11 protein-coding genes are annotated in these 14,756 nt (G+C 68.5%); 3 read left to right on the top strand and 8 right to left on the bottom strand.

The annotated features are described in order from the left end of the window. Positions 1 to 31: 31 nt before the first annotated feature. The 6 genes from AC5P57_RS09365 to AC5P57_RS09340 all read right to left on the bottom strand — a co-directional run bounded on the left by AC5P57_RS09365 (position 32) and on the right by AC5P57_RS09340 (position 7,572). Positions 32 to 982 carry a TraB/GumN family protein gene (locus AC5P57_RS09365; protein ID WP_262234812.1) on the bottom strand — a complete coding sequence of 317 codons (951 nt, stop codon included), beginning with the start codon at positions 980 to 982 and terminating at the stop codon, positions 32 to 34. Position 983: 1 nt separating this feature from the next. Continuing rightward, positions 984 to 1,913 carry a DUF1684 domain-containing protein gene (locus AC5P57_RS09360; protein ID WP_262234811.1) on the bottom strand — a complete coding sequence of 310 codons (930 nt, stop codon included), beginning with the start codon at positions 1,911 to 1,913 and terminating at the stop codon, positions 984 to 986. Between the two features lie 11 nt (positions 1,914 to 1,924). Beyond that, positions 1,925 to 3,829, bottom strand: coding sequence for a DNA mismatch repair endonuclease MutL (gene mutL, locus AC5P57_RS09355; protein WP_099551888.1), 1,905 nt, complete (start codon positions 3,827 to 3,829; stop codon positions 1,925 to 1,927). A gap of 134 nt (positions 3,830 to 3,963) precedes the next feature. Continuing rightward, the gene (locus AC5P57_RS09350; RefSeq protein ID WP_099551889.1) at positions 3,964 to 5,526 is read right to left on the bottom strand and encodes an N-acetylmuramoyl-L-alanine amidase; all 1,563 of its coding nucleotides are present in this window, start codon (positions 5,524 to 5,526) and stop codon (positions 3,964 to 3,966) included. A gap of 82 nt (positions 5,527 to 5,608) precedes the next feature. Continuing rightward, entirely contained in the window at positions 5,609 to 6,091 is a 483-nt protein-coding gene (gene tsaE, locus AC5P57_RS09345; RefSeq protein ID WP_099551890.1) for a tRNA (adenosine(37)-N6)-threonylcarbamoyltransferase complex ATPase subunit type 1 TsaE, read from the bottom strand. Beyond that, a complete protein-coding gene (locus tag AC5P57_RS09340; protein ID WP_099551891.1) occupies positions 6,088 to 7,572 on the bottom strand; it encodes an NAD(P)H-hydrate dehydratase in 1,485 nt (494 codons plus the stop codon). The genes tsaE and AC5P57_RS09340 overlap by 4 nt, the downstream gene beginning before the upstream one ends. Positions 7,573 to 7,595: 23 nt before the next feature. On the opposite strand from AC5P57_RS09340, the gene queG reads away from it, so the two are divergent. Together queG and xseA are read left to right on the top strand one after the other, a co-directional pair. Then, positions 7,596 to 8,666 carry a tRNA epoxyqueuosine(34) reductase QueG gene (gene queG / locus AC5P57_RS09335; RefSeq protein ID WP_495219543.1) on the top strand — a complete coding sequence of 357 codons (1,071 nt, stop codon included), beginning with the start codon at positions 7,596 to 7,598 and terminating at the stop codon, positions 8,664 to 8,666. Between the two features lie 44 nt (positions 8,667 to 8,710). Further along, positions 8,711 to 10,042, top strand: coding sequence for an exodeoxyribonuclease VII large subunit (gene xseA / locus AC5P57_RS09330; RefSeq protein ID WP_262234809.1), 1,332 nt, complete (start codon positions 8,711 to 8,713; stop codon positions 10,040 to 10,042). A 539-nt stretch (positions 10,043 to 10,581) separates the two neighbouring features. Here the strand turns inward: xseA and AC5P57_RS09325 are convergent. Further along, positions 10,582 to 11,478, bottom strand: coding sequence for a M48 family metallopeptidase (locus tag AC5P57_RS09325; protein ID WP_262234808.1), 897 nt, complete (start codon positions 11,476 to 11,478; stop codon positions 10,582 to 10,584). Positions 11,479 to 11,566: 88 nt separating this feature from the next. Then, entirely contained in the window at positions 11,567 to 13,459 is a 1,893-nt protein-coding gene (locus tag AC5P57_RS09320; protein WP_262234806.1) for a formylglycine-generating enzyme family protein, read from the bottom strand. Positions 13,460 to 13,543: 84 nt separating this feature from the next. Here AC5P57_RS09320 and rnd point away from each other — a divergent pair, with 84 nt between their 5' ends. Further along, positions 13,544 to 14,623: a ribonuclease D gene (gene rnd / locus AC5P57_RS09315; RefSeq protein WP_099551896.1), complete on the top strand. Its 1,080-nt coding sequence runs from the start codon at positions 13,544 to 13,546 to the stop codon at positions 14,621 to 14,623. Positions 14,624 to 14,756: the final 133 nt, after the last annotated feature.

Below are 14,756 nucleotides of genomic sequence, written 5' to 3'. Positions count from 1 at the left end.
CCGTTTTGTTTGGCATCGTGCCAACGATACGTCAGCGTTTCGCCTTGCACCCCGTGCATACGCGCTCGACCTTGTAGCCCTTCGCCTTCAGCTTCTCGACCACGCCGTCGTTGCCCAGCAGGTGCAGGGTACCGACCACCACCAGCGTGCCGCCCTGCCCGGCCTGCAGGTACGGCAGCAGCTTCGGCACCCAGGCATCGTTGCGCCCGGTGTTGATGCGCTGGTAAAGCTGCGGGTACTGCTGGCGCATTTCCGCGGCCATCTTCGTCCACAACACGCGCTCATCGCCGCGCCGCCATGCGTCGTGCAGCTGACGTGCCTGCTCATCGCCCTTGCCCGCCTGATCCAGCGCCTCGGACAGCATCTGTCGCTGCTCCTGCACGGTCATGCCGTCGAGCATGCCGATCTGGGTATCGATGTCTTCCAACCCGGCAGTCTTGCGGCCGGTCTTCTGCGCACGCTCCATGAAATGACGGTCCAGGCCCAGCGCCGGGTCCAGGCCCATCTTCTGCATCTGCCCAACCGAAATGCTCAGGCCGACGAACCAGGGCTTCATGCCCTGCATCTGTGCCAGCGGAAGCTTGTTCTCGGATGCAAACGCCTGCAGCTTCTGCCAGGTGGCCGCGTCAAGATCGCGCTTGAGCTCGCTGCCATCGGTGCGCACCGCGGCCTGCACCATGCGGCTGGCCAGCTGCGGCGACTGCATGTCCTCCGGCGACAGTTCGAACACGACCCGCTGCGAAGCCTCGAAGGCCTGCTCGACATCGGGCGACAGCGGGTAGTCCTGCGGCTTCAACAGATGGAATGATCCAAGCAGGTACACGCGTGAATCCCCCGGGCCGGTCACCTTCCACAGCAGCGGCACCGGCGGCTTGGCCGCCGCCGTGGTGTCGGTGGCCGGTGCATTGCGCGCCGGTGCCAGCGGCGCGATTGCAAACGCTGCCATCAGCAGCGTTGCACGGAACAGTCGCTTCAACGGCATCTCAGCCTTCTCCTTCAGACAGGTGGTAGGCCTTCTCGCCCGCTTCCATGCGCAGGTCCAGCCGGTTTTCCGGCGGCGCCAGCGGGCACGTGGCATAGGCGGTGAATGCACACGGCGGGTTGTAGGCATGGTTGAAATCAATGCGTACCGTGCCGTCGGCAGCGGGCGCGTCGGTATCCAGGTAGCGACCGGCCGGATAACTGCCGCGGCCACTGGTCCGGTCGGCAAAGATCAGGAACAACGGCTGCCCGGCGGCTCCGATCGCCTCCAGCCGCCATGTGCGGCCGTCACGTTCGAATTCGACCGCACCGGCATTGGGCATTTCGGTGGTCAGACCGGTGATGTCGACAATGGGCAGGGTCTTGCCCGCCGGATGCGGGATGAAACGTGCCTGCACCTGCCAGTCCGGGCCACCCGGCCAGTACTCCAGGCCGGCGAAATCACGGCGCGCCGGCGCATCGGCGTGCTTGACCCGCAGTGCATCGCGCGGCCCGCGCCGGATGATGCTGAGCTGGCCCTTGCCGCCGTCGAAGGCCAACAGGGTCGGCTGCGGATCCTTGTCGGTGTCGATGCGGATACGGCCGCGTACCGGCTGGCCGTCATGGCTGACGTCCACACCGGCTTCGGGCGTGAACCACCACTGGCTGCCCTCGCGACGCAGCAGGCCCAGCTTGTCCGGGCCGACCGTCAGGCGGATGCCATTGGTGGCGCCGCTACCGACGAAATGTGATTTGTTCTGCAGCCAATGCAGGCCCACCAGGGCCGTCCAGCCATCGGGCCGGGTCAGGTCCTGGTAGCGGGCCACCCGCCATTGCTGCTGCGCGGCCGCATAGGCCGGATCTTCAGTGACCTTCGGCGCCGGCGGTGTCGCCGGGCTGCACGCGGCCAACAGCAAGGCGGCCAGCAGGCCGCCCATTCCCCGATAACGCATCGATGCTCCCCTCAACGTCCGCGCAGGAACCAGCGGTCGATTTCCGCCAGCGAAAAACGGGCCCAGGTCGGTCGGCCGTGGTTGCACTGGCCAGACCGCTCGGTGATTTCCATGTCGCGCAGCAGCGCGTTCATTTCCGGCACGGTCAGGCGCCGGTTGGCACGCACCGCACCGTGGCAGGCCATGGTCGACAGCAGTTCGTCACGTGCGCTGGCCACGCGGCGGCTCTGGCCATGCTCGCGCAGGTCGGTCAGCACATCGCGCAGCAGCCCCTCCGGTTCGGCATGCGCCAACAGCGCTGGAATACTGCGCACGTGCAGCGATCCGGGACCGGCACGGGTCACCTCGAAGCCGAGCGCCGCCAACGTTCCGGCTTCACTTTCGGCAGTGTCGGCCTCGCGCTCGCCCACTGCCAGCGTGATCGGCACCAGCAGCGGCTGCGACTGCAGGCCGATACCATCGTGCGCGTTCTTCAGGCGCTCGTAGCCGATGCGCTCGTGTGCGGCATGCATGTCGACCACGATCAGGCCTTCTGCGTTCTCGGCCAGGATGTAGATGCCGTGCAGCTGCGCGATCGCATAGCCCAGCGGCGGCACACCGGCATCGGCACTGGTGACCGGCAGGCCATTCTCGGTGGGCATCGGCGGCAGCGCCGCCCCGCGTTCGGCACCGGACGGCGTGGCATACAGTGCGGCGTAGGCCGCCGGCGCGTCAGCCACCTGCAGCCCAAGGGGCTGCTGCGGGCGCCAGCCGGAAAAACCACCACCACCGCCGCCTGGGCCGGCACCGGGCGCAGGCCCACGCACCAGCCCGAAACCCGACGCGCCCGCGCTCGATGCCATTGGTGCAGCGGCGGCGTCCACCGGATGCAACGGACCCGCACCGATCTCCTGCACCGACGTGCCGGCGCGGGTATCAGCCAGCGCGTCCTTCAGTGTGCGGTAGACGAAGTCATGCACCAGCCGCGAATCACGGAAGCGCACTTCATGCTTGGCCGGATGCACGTTGACATCGACGCGGGTCGGATCCAGCTCCAGAAACAGCACATAGGCCGGCTGCCGGCCGTGGTACAGCACATCGCCATAAGCCATCTTCACTGCGTGGGCGACACTGCGATCCCGCACCGAACGGCCGTTGACGTACAGGTACTGTTGATCAGCGCTGGCCCGCGAGTAATGCGGCTGCGCGATCCATCCATGCAGGCGCAGGCCGGCACCGCTGTGGTCAACGCGCACGGCCTGGTTGGCAAAGTCCTCGCCCAGCGTTTCGGCCAGCCGCGCATCGGAGTACAGATCGCCTGGCTTGTAGCGGCGCGAGGCCTTGCCGTTGTGCGACACGCGCAGCTCGACATCCGGTCGCGCCAGCGCCAGCGAACGCAGCCATTCTTCGATATGGCCCAGTTCGGTACGCTCGGCGCGCAGGAACTTGCGTCGCGCCGGTACGTTGTAGAACAACTCGCGCACTTCCACCGTGGTGCCCGGTGCATGCGCGCGCGGGGTCACCTCGCCGATCTTGCCGCCTTCAATCTGCAGTGCCGAACCGTGCTCGTCGTGCGCGCGGCGCGAGGACAGGGTGAAGCGGCTGACCGAGGCGATCGAGGGCAGTGCTTCGCCACGGAAACCGAGCGTGGCCACCGATTCGAGGTCGTCGAGGTCGGCGATCTTGCTGGTGGCATGGCGCGATACCGCCAGTGGCAGCTGTTCCGGTGCGATGCCACTGCCGTTGTCGCGGATGCGGATCAGGCGGACACCCCCCTCCTCGAGGTCGATATCGACACGGCTGGCACCGGCATCGATCGCGTTCTCGACCAGCTCCTTGACCACCGATGCAGGACGTTCGACCACTTCGCCGGCGGCGATCTGGTTGATCAGGATTTCCGGCAACGGCCGGATCGGACGCGGGCCGGGCGCGCTCATGGGAGAGGATGGGCAGCAGACTTCATGGGTCGATGATAGCGGAGGCGCCGCATGTAGAGTCGACTGTCAGTCGACTGCTCTTCGCCGGGCACCGGAAACCCCGCGCTACGCGCGTAGTCGATCGACAGTCGATTCTACTTGCTGCCGCCGGCCATGGTCCCGGCAGCGTCGATCTCGGCCTGGGCGCGGGCCGCGTACAGCGTGCCCGGCGGTGGCTGGCGGCTGAAGAAGGTATGCACGCCATCGAGCACGGCACCGGCGATCTTGCGCTGGTAGGCCGGGTCGATCAGGCGGCGCTCTTCGTCCGGATTGGAGATGAACGCGGTTTCCACCAGCATCGCCGGCATGTCCGAGGTGCGCAGCACGGCGAAGTTGGCGCGTTCGATGTTCGGCTTGTGATTGTTGCCGATCCGCTTCAGGCCGCCCAGCACGTGGCCGGCGGCATCTTCAGACGCCTTCATGTAACCGCTCTGGGCCAGGTCCAGCAGCACGTTGGCGAGCGTGCCCTCGGTCTGCTGCAGGCGTACGCCACCCACCAGATCGGCCGCGTTCTCCTTGTCCGCCAGCCAACGGGCGCGCTGCGAAGAAGCACCCTTGGTCGACAGGACATAGACCGACGAGCCGGTGGCCGAACGGTTTTCAGCCGCATCGGCGTGGATCGAAATGAAGATGTCGGCCTTGTTCGCACGCGCCTTCTGCGCGCGCATCGGCAGCGGGATGAACACGTCGCTGTCGCGGGTCAGGTACGCCTTCAGGCCCGGCGTGGCGTTGACCTGGCGGGCAAGCTCACGGGCCACCGCCAGGGTGACATCCTTTTCGCGCTTGCCGGTCGGGCCGATCGCGCCCGGATCCTGGCCACCGTGGCCGGGATCGATGGCGACCACCAGATGACGCATGCCGGCCTGCATGCGGATGCGCGAGGCATCACTGGGCATGGCCGGACGCGGCGGTTCCACCGGCGTCGGTGCCGGTGCCGGCACGGTCGCCGGCGGCGTGGTCACCACGGCGGCGGTGCGTTGGCCGGCGAGGATCGCGGCCGGCGAGGAGGAAGGCGAGCTGCTGGCCACGGTTCCGGCAGCCGCAACCTGGGCCGGCGCGGTGGACGGCGCCGGGGTGGGCGTGGCTGGCGCGGCGGCAGTGGCACTGGCCTGCTGGCGAACCTGGGCAGTCAGCAGCGCGGTCGCACGCGCGGCATCGGAACGCGACTGCGCGCTCTCCGCCGGCGTCGGCGCGGGCGTGTTGACTGGTGCCTGCGGCTGCACCGCCGGCGTCGCTGCCGGACGGCTGGCGGCCACGGCAGGGCCATCGCCGGGCCATTCGATCACCAGCTTGGATTCATTGCCCTCGCGCTGCATCTGCGGGCGGAACGGCGCCACCGATTCAGCGAGGTCGAAAACGACACGGAAGGTTCCCGGCACCGGCTGTCCGGTACGCACCGCCGTCACCACGCCCTGCGCGGCCGGCATCTTCAGGTTGCGTACGGCGCTGGAGTCCGGGAAATCGACCACCAGGCGGTTCGGTCCGGCCAGCGACAGGGTCTTGTAACCGCCACTGCCGACCAACGAGATCTCGGCACGGGTGCCGGTGGCGCCCGTATTCAGCAGGACCTGGCGGACTTCACCGGCCCACGCACTGACGCTCGCCAGACCCAGTCCGACGGCGGCACAGATGGCGATGAGACGGTTCCCCGGGCGCATGGCTCAGCATTCAATCACCGCGCTGAACGGAATGCAACACCTTTTTCCTTAATAATCCGTAACCTGCCGGTGTTTGTTCTCGTCAGCCGACAGAAATGGCCTGCAAGTCACCCCCTTGAGGGAGCCGTTTCAGCCATTCATTCCCTGCGTCGCTGGATCCAGTGAGACGCACGCGACGCCCCTGGCCCTCGATTTCCAGCGCCACCACCAGGTCGGTCGGCGGCAAGGCGCCGGCGCCCCGCTCGGGCCATTCGACCAGCCACAGCACCGCACTGCCCTCGTCCAGGCCGAGGAAATCCAGCTCGCCAGCCTGGCCGATGCGGTACAGGTCCAGGTGCCAGGCCTCGCCGCCACTGGCCAGCGGATAGCGCTCGACCAGGGTATACGTCGGGCTGCGGATGGCACCCTGCACGCCCAGCGCGCGCAGCAGTGCACGGGCCGTGGTGGACTTGCCGGCCCCGAGGTCGCCGCGCAGTTCGATCAGCGCCTGCGGCGGTCGGGTCGCCGCCAGCCACTGCCCGAGCAGTTCGGTTGCGTCGCTGTCGGCAAGGAAGAAGTCAGTCATGAAGAGCGTTCCGGGTTGGCCAGTCGCCGCAGCGGCACCAGCAGATCAGTGGGAAGCAGGCCGCGGGCGCCGTCGGCGGCCGCAGCGTCGCCAGCGAGCGCATGCAGCAGTGCACCAGCGGCGGCGGCGTCGAAGGCGGCCAGCCCCTGCGCGCACAGGCTGGCAATGATGCCGGTGAGCAGGTCGCCCATGCCCCCCACGGCCATGCCGGGATTGCCTGCGGCAATCACTCGTGGCCGTTGCCCGGGCGCCGCAACGATGCTGCCGGCGCCCTTCAGCACCACCACGGCGTGGAAGCGCTCGGCCAGTGCCTGCGCGCTGGCGTAGCGGTCGGCCTGGATGTCGGCGGTGCTGCAGCCGAGCAGGCGTGCGGCCTCGCCCGGATGCGGCGTAAGGATGGCGTCGGGCAGGGCGCGCGGATCCTGCGCCAACAGGTTCAGGGCATCGGCATCGACCACCAGCGGTTTGCCACACGCCAATACCCGTGCAAACAGTGCGCGCGCCCATTCGTCCTGGCCCAGCCCGGGGCCGATCGCCACCACCCTGGCCTTGTCCAGCAATGCCGGCAGCACATCGCCGTCTTCCAGCGCATGGGTCATCGCCTCCGGCAGGCGCGCCAGCAATGGGCCGACGTGATCGCGGCGGGTGCCCAGGCTCAGCAATCCCGCGCCCGCACGCAAAGCGGCCTCGGCCGCCATGGCGATGGCACCGCCGCTGCCATGGTTGCCGCCGACGCACAGCACGTGCCCGGATTCGCCCTTGTGAGTGTTGGCGCGGCGCGGCGGCAGCAGTGCCGGCAAGCGAGCCTGGGTCCAATGCTCTGCGGCGGATGACACGCCCTGCCATGCGGCCGCGGGTAGCTGCAGCGGCGCCAGCACCTTCTGACCACAATGATCCAGCGCGTCGCCGGTATACAGCCCGCGATGCGGCACGATGAACTGCAGGGTCAAAGCGGCCTTCACGGCCACGCCCGGTACGGCAGCGCGGTCGGCATCGACGCCACTGGGGACGTCCAGGGCCAATACCGGTGCCGCCTGCGCGTTGAGCGCGACAATCAGCGCCTGCGCCACGCCTTCCGGCGCGCGATCGAAGCCCAGACCGAACAGGGCATCAACCCAGATGTCGGCCTCGGGCAGCGCGCCGTCGAAATCGGTGATGGTGCCGCCGCCGGACGTGAATTCCGATGCTGCACGCTGCGCCAGCACGGTTGACGGCGACTTCCCCGGCATGGCGATCACCAGAACCTCGCGCCCGGCCTGCAGCGCATGACGGGCGAGCACATGGCCATCGCCGCCGTTGTTGCCCGCACCGACCACCACGCCGATCCGCCGCGCCTGCGGCCAATGCTGCAGCAGGCACTGCCAGGCGGCCTGGCCGGCCTGCGCCATCAGGCCCCAACCGCCCTCGGCGGCCAGCGCCGAGGCCTGCGCATCAAGCGCACGCGCGGCAGCGGAATCGAACAGATCGGCAAGGTTGGCCATGCGGGGATTTTATACTGGTGCACATGTCCCCCGTCCCCGCCCCTGTCGATCCGGCCCAGGCCGTACAGCGCATCCGCGAACTGGCCCGTGCGCATGGCTTCCAGCGCTGCGGCATCGCCGGCATCGAGCTGGGCGAGGATGAGGCACATCTGGCCGACTGGCTGGGCCAGGGCCTGTACGGCACGATGGACTGGATGGCGCGCCACGGCACCCTGCGCGCGCGCCCGGCCGAGCTGCTGCCCGGCACCGTACGGGTGATCTCGGTGGGCATGGACTACAGCCACAAGGACGACACCGAAGCCTGGGCAACCCTGGCCGACCCGGGCCGCGCCTACGTGGCCCGTTACGCCTTGGGCCGCGACTACCACAAGCTGATGCGCAACCGCCTGCAGAAGCTGGCCACGCAGATCAACGATGAAGTGGCACCGCTGGGCTACCGCGTATTCGTCGATTCCGCCCCCGTGCTGGAACGCGCACTGGCGCGCAACGCCGGCCTGGGCTGGATCGGCAAGCACACCTGCCTGATCGACCGCCACGGCGGTTCGTGGTTCTTCATCGGCGAGATCTACATCGATATCCCGCTGCCGATCGATACACCGGCCACTGCGCACTGCGGCACCTGCACGCGCTGCATCGATGTCTGCCCCACCCGTGCGATCACCGGCCCGCATCGACTGGACGCACGGCGCTGCATTTCCTACCTGACCATCGAGCACGATGGCGCCATTCCCGAAGACATGCGGCCATTGATGGGCAACCGCATCTACGGCTGCGACGACTGCCAGCTGGTCTGCCCCTGGAACAAGTTCGCCAAGCGCACCGACGAAGCCGACTTCCGCGCACGCAACAACCTCGACACTGCCCGTCTGGACCAGCTGTTCGCCTGGGACGAAGCCGAGTTCCTGCGCCGCACCGAAGGCAACCCGATCCGCCGCAGCGGCCATGAGCGCTGGCTGCGCAACATCGCCGTGGCACTGGGCAATGCGCCGACCACGGCCGAAACGCTGGCCGCACTGCACACCCGTGCCGACGATCCATCCCCCCTGGTGCGCGAACACGTGCAGTGGGCGCTGGGCCAGCACACGGTGCGCTGACGTGCGATCCTGAGCCCCCGTTCCGCCCGCAGCACGCCGTTCCCATGCAGCCACGCAACGACGACATCCTCACCCCCAGCCAGCTCAACACCCTGGCCCGCGACCTGCTGGAAGGCAGCTTTCCGGCGATCTGGGTCGAGGCCGAGCTGGGCAGCGTGGCACGCCCCGCCTCCGGGCACCTCTACTTCACCCTGAAGGATGCCCGCGCCCAGCTGCGTGCGGCGATGTTCCGGATGAAGGCGCAGTACCTGAAGTTCGTGCCGCGCGAAGGCATGCGCGTGCTGGTGCGCGGCAAGGTGACCCTGTACGACGCCCGTGGCGAGTACCAGATGGTGCTGGACCACATGGAGGAAGCCGGCGAAGGCGCGCTGCGCCGCGCCTTCGAAGAGCTGAAGGCTCGCCTGGAGGCCGAGGGCCTGTTCGACCCGGCACGCAAGCGGCCGTTGCCGGCGCACGTGCAGCGCCTGGCGGTGATCACCTCGCCCACCGGCGCCGCCGTGCGCGACGTGCTGAGCGTGCTCGGCCGCCGCTTCCCGCTGCTGGAAGTGGACCTGCTGCCGACCCTGGTCCAGGGCAGCAGCGCCGCTGCACAGATCACCCGCCTGCTGCAGGCCGCCGATGCCAGTGGCCGCTACGACGTGATCCTGCTGACCCGCGGTGGCGGTTCGCTGGAAGACCTGTGGGCGTTCAACGATGAAGCGCTGGCCCGCGCGATTGCGGCCAGCCACACGCCAGTTGTGTCGGCGGTGGGCCACGAAACCGACTTCAGCCTCAGCGACTTCGCCGCCGACCTGCGCGCGCCGACACCGTCGGTGGCCGCCGAACTGCTGGTCCCGGACCAGCGCGAACTGGCGTTGCGCCTGCGCCGCACGGCCGCACGCATGGTGCAGCTGCAACGGCACGCGATGCAGCAGGCGATGCAGCGCGCCGATCGCGCCCTGCTGCGCCTGAACGCTCAAAGCCCACAGGCGCGACTGGATCTGCTGCGTCGCCGCCAGCTGGAACTGGGCCGGCGCCTGCATGCTGCATTCAACCAGCAGCAGGAGCGTCGTGCCGCGCGCCTGCGTCATGCAGCGGCGGTGTTGCGCGGGCACCATCCACAGCGCCAGCTCGACTCGATGCAGCGCCGCCTCGCCGCCCTGCGTGGCCGTCCGCAGGCTGCAATGCAGCGCCTGCTGGAACGCGATGCGCTGCGCCTGCGCGGGCTGGCGCGTTCGCTGGAGGCGGTCAGCCCGCTGGCCACCGTGGCCCGTGGTTACAGCATCCTGACCCGCAGTGACGATGGCACCCTGGTACGGAAGGTCGGCCAGGTGCAGCCTGGCGATGCGCTGCAGGCGCGCGTCGGCGACGGCGTGATCGACGTGCAGGTCAAGTAAAGGGGTGTTCGGCAGGGCTGCGCCCTGCACCTGCAGAGGCTTCAAGCAACGGCCGAAGCAACAGCCAAAGCGGCTCTGGATTGCTGATGGTTTGGCGGGGCGGTGTGGCTGTGCAGGACACGCCGTAAACCCATCCCTGGGGGCTCGATGGCGCCATCCATGGCGCCAACGGTCCTGCACAGCCACACCGCCCCACCCTCGACAGTTTCCCGATGACGGTCGGTAGATCCACGCCACGCGTGGATGAATCTCTGTCAGATATCGAATCAATTCGGGGTCAGATCCGTTTCCCGTAGGAAAACGGATCTGACCCCACGCCATTCCGACAGATCGCGAGAATCTGTCGAAGGCGGGGTGGGTCCGGTTGCGGGGGCGTGAGCCGCATGGATGCGGCGACCGAGCTTACATGGACGTACTTGCAGCGGCCCCCGCAACCGGACCCACCCCGCCTACCAACAGGAAACCCGCTTCTGCTTCGGCTGTTGCTGTTGCCTTGGTTCGCAGCGGGTGCAGGGCTGCAAGCCCTGCCGACCAACCTCCTACTTCGCCTGCTCGCAGAACTTCTGCCGGTACTCGAGCGCCTTCGGCATCAGCGCCTGCAGGTTCTGGATGCGGGTGCCCGGGTTCGGGTGGGTGGACGCGAACTCCGGCGGTGCCTGGCCACCACTGGCCTGGCCCATGCGCTGCCACAGCGGCACCGCCTCGCGGGGATCGAAGCAGGCAGCTGCGGCCAGCATCAGCCCCACTTCATCCGCCTGCGTCTCGTGGCTGCGCGCATAGGGCAGCAGATACCCATAGCCCATCGCCGACATCATCATCTGTTGCTGCTGCACATCCATGCCACTGGCGGCGCCGGCCACCTGCCCGATCTGGGTCAGCTTCTGCTGGGCCATGCGCTGTGCACCATGGCGCAGCAGCGCATGGGCGATCTCATGGCCCATCACCACCGCCATCGCATCGCGGGTGCGCGCTACCGGCACCAGTCCGGTGTAGACCGCCATCTTGCCGCCCGGCAGGCAGAACGCATTGGCCTGCTCGGACGGGATCACGTTCACTTCCCACTGGAAATCCCGCGCGAAATGCGCCGGCTGCACGCCATGCTCCTGCGCCAGCGCGGTCTCCACCACGTCCACCTTGGCGATCAGCCGCTGGGCGATGTCGCGCACATCGCGCGCGATAGGCGCATTGGGGTCCATCGGCCGTTCCTGCGACAGGATCTGCTGGTAGGCCTGCAGCCCCAGCGCGGTTTCCTGGCGCGCGTCCAGGCTGCTGTCGATCATCACCTTCTCGCCGCTGTACGGATCGACCGTGCGGTTGGAGAACCAGTAGAACAGCGCATAGCCGGCGGCCAGCAGCAGCACCCACCAGCGGATGTTGCCGAACAGGCCACGCCGCTGCGGGCCTTGCGACGAGCGGGAGAACGGATCGTTGCGCATCGGGGGACTTCCTGCTGGCCCCGCCGGCCGGCGGGCACGGCGCAATCTTAGTGCGCCACTGCCCGCAGCGGGTGAAGCCGGGTGCCGCTCAGATGCCGCGCACCAGGCGGAAGCCGATGCGGGCGTTGGTGGTATCCGAATCCTGGGATTGCCGCCAGGCCGCACGGGTCTGCTCGGGGGCATTGGCCCAGTTGCCACCGCGGATCACCCGCGACCGACAGCCCGGGTTGAACCAGGCGACGCCATCGGACGGTGCGCGGCGGTAGCTGGCATGCCAGCAGTCGGCCACCCATTCACTGAGGTTGCCGCCCATATCGTGCAGGCCGAAGGCATTGGCCTGGAAGCTGGCCACCGGCGCCGGCCCCCACCAGCCATCGCCGTACCCGATAAACGCGTTGTGCCAATGCCGGCCCGAAGGCGAAACGTCCTTGCTGCCGGTGAAGTTGCCGCTGCCCGGCGGCGGCACGCCGGCATCGCCCCACGGATAGCGGCCACTGCTGCCAGCGCGCAGCGCGTACTCGAACTCGGCTTCGCTGGGCAGCCGGTAGCTGCGGCCGGTCTGCTCGGACAGCCACGCCGCATAGTTCTCGGCATCACGCACACTGACGTGCATCACCGGCGAGTTGCCCAGCGCGCGGCCGCCGTCATAGTCCGAGCGCCAGTCCACGCCGCTGCGGCGGATGAAATTGCCGCTGCGTTCGTCGTAGACCACCGAATGGCCACGCCGGGTCGCGCGTGGACGCGCATTGGACGCTTTCACGTAGCGCTCGAAGTCGCTGACGGTGATCTCGGTGATCGCCATGGCAAAGCCGCGATCGAAGCGCACATAGTGCGACGGACGCTCGGCATCACTCGAGCCCGGTTCGGCATCGCCCGCGCCCATCTGGAAGCCACCGTGGGGCACCACCACCATCTGCGGTCCGCGCCCACCATCGCGCATCGCATCACTGAACACCTGTCCTGGCCGGAAGCTGCCGTAATGGGTGGCCAGGTCGATGCGCTCGCGCAGCTGGCCTACCACTGCATCACCCGGCAGAGCGATGCGAAGTGCCTCGGCCAGTTTCTCGCGCGCCGGCTTCAGCCCTTGTGGGGTGGCAAGGTCACGCAGGCCGTCATCACGCAGCTGCAGCAGCGTGGCGGCGCGGATCTGCTCGATGCGCTCGAACGCGTCGGCGATCGTCGGCGACGAATCGCGCACTTTGCTGGCTTCGGCCAGCCAGGTACCCGCGCTGGCGAAATCGCGCGCCCGCGCGGCATCTTCGGCACGGCGGATCAACCCGCTCTCGGCAGCGGCCAGGCCCTGCCGTGCGCGGCTGTTGCCTTCATCCAGCGCCAGTGCCTCACGGAAATTGCCAATGGCACCGTCGCCATCCTCGCCGATACGGTCCGAGCGAAGGTCTTCCTCGCCAGCGCGGTTGTAGGCCACCACGCGTTGCGCCAGCTCCACCCGCGCCTGCAGCGCACGCACCTTCTCATCCTTCGGCGCCAGCGTCAGCAACACCAGTGCCTGGCGGCTGGCCTCGGCCAGTGCCTCGCGCTGCTTCAGCGGCCGCACCAGCAGGGCATCGGCCAACTGCTGCAATCGCTGACGGGCACGCTGCAGGCCCAGCCGGGCCTGGCGGTCATCCGGGTTTTCTTCCTGCACCGCCAGCCACAACGGAATGGCAGCATCCGCATCTTCATAAAGCCGCCCTTCGGCGAACGCCTGCTCGGCAGCACGCCGCAACTGGACCAGGCTGCGGCCCTGGCGGTCCACCCGTGGCGGCGTCCACTGCTGTACGTCCTCGGCGGCATCTTCACCGGCGATGGTCACGCTGCCCTGCCGGGCCTGCGGACTGGCATCGGTGCCGGTGTCGGCCCCCTCGGCCGCGGGCGCCTCTCCGCTGGCGGCCCTGTCCGCCGGCGCGGACGGCGACGGCGTGCAGCCGGCCAGGGCCACGGCCAGGGCGGTGCACAGCACGGGCGACAACGGAAAACGCAAGCAGAGCCTCCTTCGGCACGGACGCGGACCGACGTTAGGCTATTCTCCCCTGCCTGAGCAAACCCGAGTAGTAGGCCCTGACCCGTGGCAACCTGGATCACCACCCCCGCCGAGCTGGATGCGTACTTCCAGCAGCGACCGACCCGCATCGGCCTGGACACCGAATTCATCCGTGAACGCACGTTCTGGCCGCAGCTGGCGCTGGTGCAGATGGCCGTTGGGCAGGACATCCTGCTGATCGACCCGCTGATTCCCGGCATGACCGAAGCGCTTGCGCCCTGGCTGGCCGATGAATCGATCACCAAGGTAATGCACAGCGCCAGCGAAGACCTGGTTGCCTTCAAGTGGGCCTGCGGCGTATTGCCGCGGCCGCTGTTCGACACCCAGATCGGGGCATCGCTGGCCGGCATCGGCGGCGGCATGGGCTACCAGAAGCTGGTCGCGGAGATCACCGGGGTGGCGCTGGCCAAGGGCGAGACCCGTTCGGACTGGATGCGCCGCCCGCTGTCCGAGTCGCAACTGCAGTACGCCGCCGACGACGTCGAGCATCTGTTCGCACTGCACGACGCCATCGATGCCAGGCTGCAGGCGCTGGGCCGCCAGCAGTGGCTGCACGACGATGGTGAGCGGCTGCTGGCCAGCGTCGCCAATGATGAAGACCGCTGGCCGCACCTGGCGATGCGCTCGGCACAGTTCCTTGATGCCGCTGCACAGCGCCGCCTGCTGCGCCTGCTGCGCTGGCGCGATGTGCAGGCACGCAGCAGCGACCGCCCGCGTAGCTGGATCCTGGACAACGAGCTGGCCGCCACCCTCGCGCGCACGCCTCCGGCCGACGCGGCGGCGCTGGGCAAGCTGTTCGAGCAGTTCCCGAAGGCACCGCGCAAGCTGGCCGGCGCCGTGTGGCAGGCACTGGAGACGCCGCTGGCCGATGAAGCCGACGCGCCGCTGGCACTGCCGGCCAACGACAGCAACAAGCAGGCCCTGAAGAAGCTGCAGGATGCGGTGGCCGAGCGCAGCCGTGAGCTGGGGCTGCCGGATGGCATCCTCGCCTCGCGCAAGCATCTGGAAAGCTATCTGGAACGTCGCCAATGGCCGGCCGCACTGGCCGGCTGGCGCCAGCAGGAACTGGAGTCGCGGCTGCAGGCACTGTTGCCCGCGCACTGAGATCAACCGGCGCCGGGCAACCCGGCGCCGGTACCGCAAACATGAGCATCTGCCACGCTTGCCGGCGTGCGCGTGGACCTGTCCAATAGCGTCCCCGCTACTGTTGGATTGCATCAGATGACAAATGGACTTG

It is taken from the genome of Stenotrophomonas sp. YJH_SMC_79, assembly GCF_059367995.1.
Note: the sequence above shows the minus strand (reverse complement) of the source record. Positions and strands in the feature narration are given on the sequence as shown.

What these genes read in the sequence shown, in the direction of transcription:
- xseA (WP_262234809.1), top strand. Translation starts at nt 8,711, where the DNA reads ATGCAGCCACGCAACGACGACATCCTCACCCCCAGCCAGCTCAACACC.
- AC5P57_RS09350 (WP_099551889.1), bottom strand. Translation starts at nt 5,526, where the DNA reads ATGCGCCCGGGGAACCGTCTCATCGCCATCTGTGCCGCCGTCGGACTG.
- AC5P57_RS09325 (WP_262234808.1), bottom strand. Translation starts at nt 11,478, where the DNA reads ATGCGCAACGATCCGTTCTCCCGCTCGTCGCAAGGCCCGCAGCGGCGT.
- AC5P57_RS09340 (WP_099551891.1), bottom strand. Translation starts at nt 7,572, where the DNA reads ATGGCCAACCTTGCCGATCTGTTCGATTCCGCTGCCGCGCGTGCGCTT.
- AC5P57_RS09365 (WP_262234812.1), bottom strand. Translation starts at nt 982, where the DNA reads ATGCCGTTGAAGCGACTGTTCCGTGCAACGCTGCTGATGGCAGCGTTT.
- mutL (WP_099551888.1), bottom strand. Translation starts at nt 3,829, where the DNA reads ATGAGCGCGCCCGGCCCGCGTCCGATCCGGCCGTTGCCGGAAATCCTG.
- AC5P57_RS09360 (WP_262234811.1), bottom strand. Translation starts at nt 1,913, where the DNA reads ATGCGTTATCGGGGAATGGGCGGCCTGCTGGCCGCCTTGCTGTTGGCC.
- queG (WP_495219543.1), top strand. Translation starts at nt 7,596, where the DNA reads ATGTCCCCCGTCCCCGCCCCTGTCGATCCGGCCCAGGCCGTACAGCGC.
- tsaE (WP_099551890.1), bottom strand. Translation starts at nt 6,091, where the DNA reads ATGACTGACTTCTTCCTTGCCGACAGCGACGCAACCGAACTGCTCGGG.